The 4111-nt window shown below is 44.7% G+C and carries 5 protein-coding genes and 1 pseudogene; 1 reads left to right on the top strand and 5 read right to left on the bottom strand.

Translation table 11 applies throughout. The features are described from left to right. A partial coding sequence (locus V7L97_RS11640; RefSeq protein WP_442891832.1) for a ComEA family DNA-binding protein occupies positions 1-268 on the top strand: 268 nt, incomplete at its 5' end. Positions 269-295: 27 nt separating this feature from the next. Here V7L97_RS11640 and V7L97_RS11635 read toward each other — a convergent pair. From V7L97_RS11635 to V7L97_RS11615, 5 genes and pseudogenes are all read right to left on the bottom strand, one after another. Continuing rightward, entirely contained in the window at positions 296-676 is a 381-nt protein-coding gene (locus tag V7L97_RS11635; RefSeq protein ID WP_333656158.1) for a phage holin family protein, read from the bottom strand. Between the two features lie 59 nt (positions 677-735). After that, a complete protein-coding gene (locus V7L97_RS11630; protein ID WP_333656157.1) occupies positions 736-2742 on the bottom strand; it encodes a WYL domain-containing protein in 2007 nt (668 codons plus the stop codon). Positions 2743-2958: 216 nt separating this feature from the next. Then, positions 2959-3548, bottom strand: a pseudogene (locus V7L97_RS13145) (PhzF family phenazine biosynthesis protein). A 25-nt stretch (positions 3549-3573) separates the two neighbouring features. Next, positions 3574-3912 (bottom strand): DUF5615 family PIN-like protein, encoded by a 339-nt coding sequence (locus V7L97_RS13140; RefSeq protein WP_442891831.1) that lies wholly within the window; start codon positions 3910-3912, stop codon positions 3574-3576. A gap of 6 nt (positions 3913-3918) precedes the next feature. Next, a partial coding sequence (locus V7L97_RS11615) for a DUF433 domain-containing protein (RefSeq protein WP_333656153.1) occupies positions 3919-4111 on the bottom strand: 193 nt, incomplete at its 5' end.

The raw sequence follows: 4111 nt of genomic DNA, 5'->3' as shown, positions 1-4111 counted from the left end.
CTATACCAAGTGCCTTCTCGACGAATCAGGCAATTTGAGACTGGATAAAGACCCGAAAGAGATGTGGGCCGAAAGCCATCCTGAATTTTATCCTGTCAGGATCAATACATCTGATAGAGAGGCATTGCTTAGGATTCCGGGAATTGGGCCAAAGACTGTTGGAATGATCCTGAAAATGAGGCGCGAAAAAAGAATCACCCGCCTTGAAGATTTAGGCATTAAAGGCAGGAGGCTCGAAAAGGCAAAACAGTATGTGATTTTTGAGTGAGATGAAAATCAGACTCCAAATGCCTGCCTATCGTTCTTCACGGGAAGGTATGCTCAAGCCGGCAAGAAAGTTAAGGATTGTGCTGACAATGCTCACAAGCAGGGCGCCTTTAAAGGCAGGCCAGAAGCCGCTTATATGAAATCCGAGATTCAGAGAGCCTGAAAGGTAAGCAGTGAGGTTGAGCATCAGGGCGTTGATAACGAGAGTAAAGAGGCCGAGGGTCAGGGTGATGAAAGGAAAGGTGAATAGCTTGGCAATGGGTTTTATGAAGGCGTTAACGAGTCCGAAGATGGTGCCGACGATGATTATCTTCCACCACTCTCCGGTAAAGGTTATGCCGTTAATAACCTTTACGGCTATTCCTATGGAAAGGGCATTGATCATTATCTTCAAAAGCAAATAGGCCATAGATAGCTTATGATACCACAAAAAAGTGCTGCCCTTAAAACAGGCCAGCCTGCTGTTTTCTACTCAACCGCCTTTATCTCGAGTATCCGTTCTATATGAAAAACCCTGTCGTCTTTCCTTGCGGTGCAGTAAGCCTGAACACCTGTAAATTTTCTTCCATTGTACTCCAGTTCTCCTACAAAGTGCGGAATGATAGTGCGTCTTGATTTCTCGTCCTTTGTCTTGAGGTAAACAATTTCAAGCGGCCTTTTATCCTTTATGGCCTTTTCTATGATTGAAAGTTTTTCATCCACAGGCAGGCTCTTCTGCGCCTGTTTATACTGATATTTGGTAACAAAATCCACGACACGCCAGTCCATAAAAATATGCCTCTTCGCTATAGGCTTTTTGAGGACAATGCCATCGAGGCTCGTGCATCTTGAAAGTGCCACATATAACTGACCATGCGAAAATGTGCCCCTGCCTATGTCTATAATCAGCTTATCAAAGGTCATGCCCTGCCCTTTGTGGATCGTAACCGCCCACGCGAGCTTGATGGGATACTGCGTGAATGTGCCTACAACATCCGATATGACTGTTCGCGCCTTTTTGTCGTAATGAAACTCATACATTCCCCATGTATAAGGCCTGACATCAACAGTCTCTCCATCCTGAAGCTCCACTTGGATTGCATCAGGCTCACCCTTTGTCTTTTCAATGCCAATGACCCTGCCTATGCTTCCGTTTATCCACCGCCCCATAGAGTCGTTATTAAGGAGCATTACCTGCGCTCCTGCCTTAATAGTGATATCAAGACCTGTGGGCAGATCCTTAATATTAAAATCTCCCTCGATCATGCCCTGATAGGTGTATTTCTTGTTTTTGAGATCGGCGAGCCTTTTTGTGTTAATCGAGGCGGCAAGGTCGTTAGTTGTGGTGAGATAGATATAGAAGCCTTTGTCATCGTGAAAATCCGGCATGTATCGTGCGTTGATCATTGCAAGGTCTTCATCAGTTGCAGTATTGTTCCTGATGGCATTAAGGATATTCAGAAATCTGTCGTCACGCTGGCGATAGACCTTTTCAAGCTCGATAAACTGCATATCAAAGCCGCTGCCGAAGACCATCGAGTCAAAGAAATACGGGCTCTTATAAAGGCTTCCGAATATCGTCTTATCCCGGGATGTCACAACAGGCGGCAACTGGTAGAGGTCTCCTATGAATATCATCTGGATGCCTCCGAAAGGCCGTGTCTTGCTTTTGCCGTGAATGTGGAGGAATTCGGCGATGCAGTCCATGAGATCGGCGCGCATCATCGATACCTCGTCAATCACAATAGCGTCAAGCTTTTTATAGATTGCCTTTTCTCTTGGCCGCATCCCCTTTCTGTGCATTACGCCTACGGTAACCCTCTTGCCGCAAACCGGGCAGAGGTAATTATGTTTTAGGGTCTCTTTTGGCGTCATGCTTATGCCGCATGTCCTGTGTCCGTCATAATGATATTTGCCCTCTTCAGGGAAAAATTCTATTGTTCCTACAAATCCCTTTTTCGTTTTTATAGCGTCTATCATTGACCGATATGATATATCGGTATCAAAGATGTTCGCCTCGCGTCCTGTCTTGGCTGGCGAATGAGCGTCCGAATTGGAGAGCAGGGTTATTTTATCGAGGGCAGAGAGCCGCCAGTTCATTAAGGGGTCTGACGAAAGTCCCGTCTCGATTGCGTAGATATAAGGCGTAAGTTCTTCGAAACATTCTTCAAAGGAATCAAAGCCGGACTCCGCGCCGAATATTGAAAAATGGGGAGTCCATGCGTGAGCAGGGACGAGCATGGCATCCGGCGCTTCATTCAAAACAATCTTCAAAAGCTCTTTTGCATCAAGCCCAAGTATTGGCCTTCCATCAGCATTGAGATTCCCTATCTTCGCAAGTGCTATGTTTATCTTTGCAGCGCTTGCGAAATCAGGCACGAACAAAATTGAATGTATCTTTCTTGTCCTTCCGTTTTTGCTGTAGATGCAGCTTATCTCCGCGGTAAGCATGAAAGAAACATCTGCCCGGCATGAGTCGGGAATGTCATCTGTCATAAACCTTTTTTTAATTTAAAGAGCCCGTTGCCTGACGGATGGAGTTTTTCATTAAGCTTCTTGAACCATTTGGGATGAGTAAAGTCTCCCGTTCCTATTACCGAAATACCTTTAAGTTGAGCCCATCTTCAGATGCTTTCGGGAGACATGTCCTTGCTCGTTGCCCTTGAATATTTTGAGTGGATGTGAAGGTCTGCAATAAAGCGCATGGGAGGATTATAACAAAACTCCTTTTGCAACCTCCACAACATTTCCGCCTACATATATTTCGATCTTATCGCCATCCCTCTTTGCTTTTAGAAACAGCAATGACGGCCTGCCTATTTCATATCCCTGTTAAACTCTGAGATCGATATGGTCTTTACCAAAATAATTATGTCTTACAAGGTATCCTGCAAGACATCCGTTTGCGCTTCCTGTGGCAGGGTCTTCTTCAATACCGTAGTAAGGCGCAAACATGCGGGCGTTCAGGTGATTTTCTTTTTTATAAGTTTCAGGACAGAAGATAAATATAGCCTTTGCTAAACAGGTTTTTTTATTATCTCTCTTTGTATCACATGGGACGTGCCGAGCGTAGGATGACCTGCAAACGGAACCTCATGTTGCAGCGTGAATATGCGGACATTATATCCGTTGTTTACTGCCTTCCCTGATAAGATAAAGGTTGTCTCTGAAAAGTTGAACTCCCTCGCAATCCGCTGCATCTCTGCATCGGACAGCCTGTTTTTGGTTATCACAACGGCAAGCTGGTTGCCGGTGTGCTTCTCTTCGGCAAAGACATCGATGATGTAAAAGGTGGCTGGCATTAGAATCTCATCCTTCACCAGTTACTCAAATACTCAAGCCTATCCTGCATATCTTCTGCTGATAAGGTAGATGCAAGATGCAGAAAGCTCCTGACAATCTCTCCGACAGGCAATTTTTTAGCAACAAAATTCCGCTATGGTGTTTGCCGTGTTTCATGAATTCATAATGTATTCTCGGAAAATCTTGGACATTATGTGTTAGCAGGACTGATCCAATTGAAGCTGCATATACTAACTGCTCCTCGTCTGAACTCCCACTTTTTCCGTGCTCTATTGTAGTCGATGCCTCAAATCCTCTCAGTTTTAATACCTTGCTGACCGCTATATCTAAATCTTCGTCGGTATATGCTTTAATCTTTCGCATCGTCTATTAGGAATGTACAACTCCTTTGCCCGGCGGATATTGGTTTTTCCATCGGTCTTCATCCTCCAATAGGGCAATTTCTTCCTCTATTTCCTTTTGATGGTCATAATAGTAAGAAAGGGCATCATGTATCTGGGACGGGGTGAGATGAGGGTACATATTTAGGATTTCGTGTATCTCTTTACCTGTCTTATACCAG

Source organism: Dissulfurispira sp., assembly GCF_036745535.1.
GTDB lineage: Bacteria > Nitrospirota > Thermodesulfovibrionia > Thermodesulfovibrionales > Dissulfurispiraceae > Dissulfurispira.
This window is presented reverse-complemented; position numbering and strand designations above follow the sequence as displayed.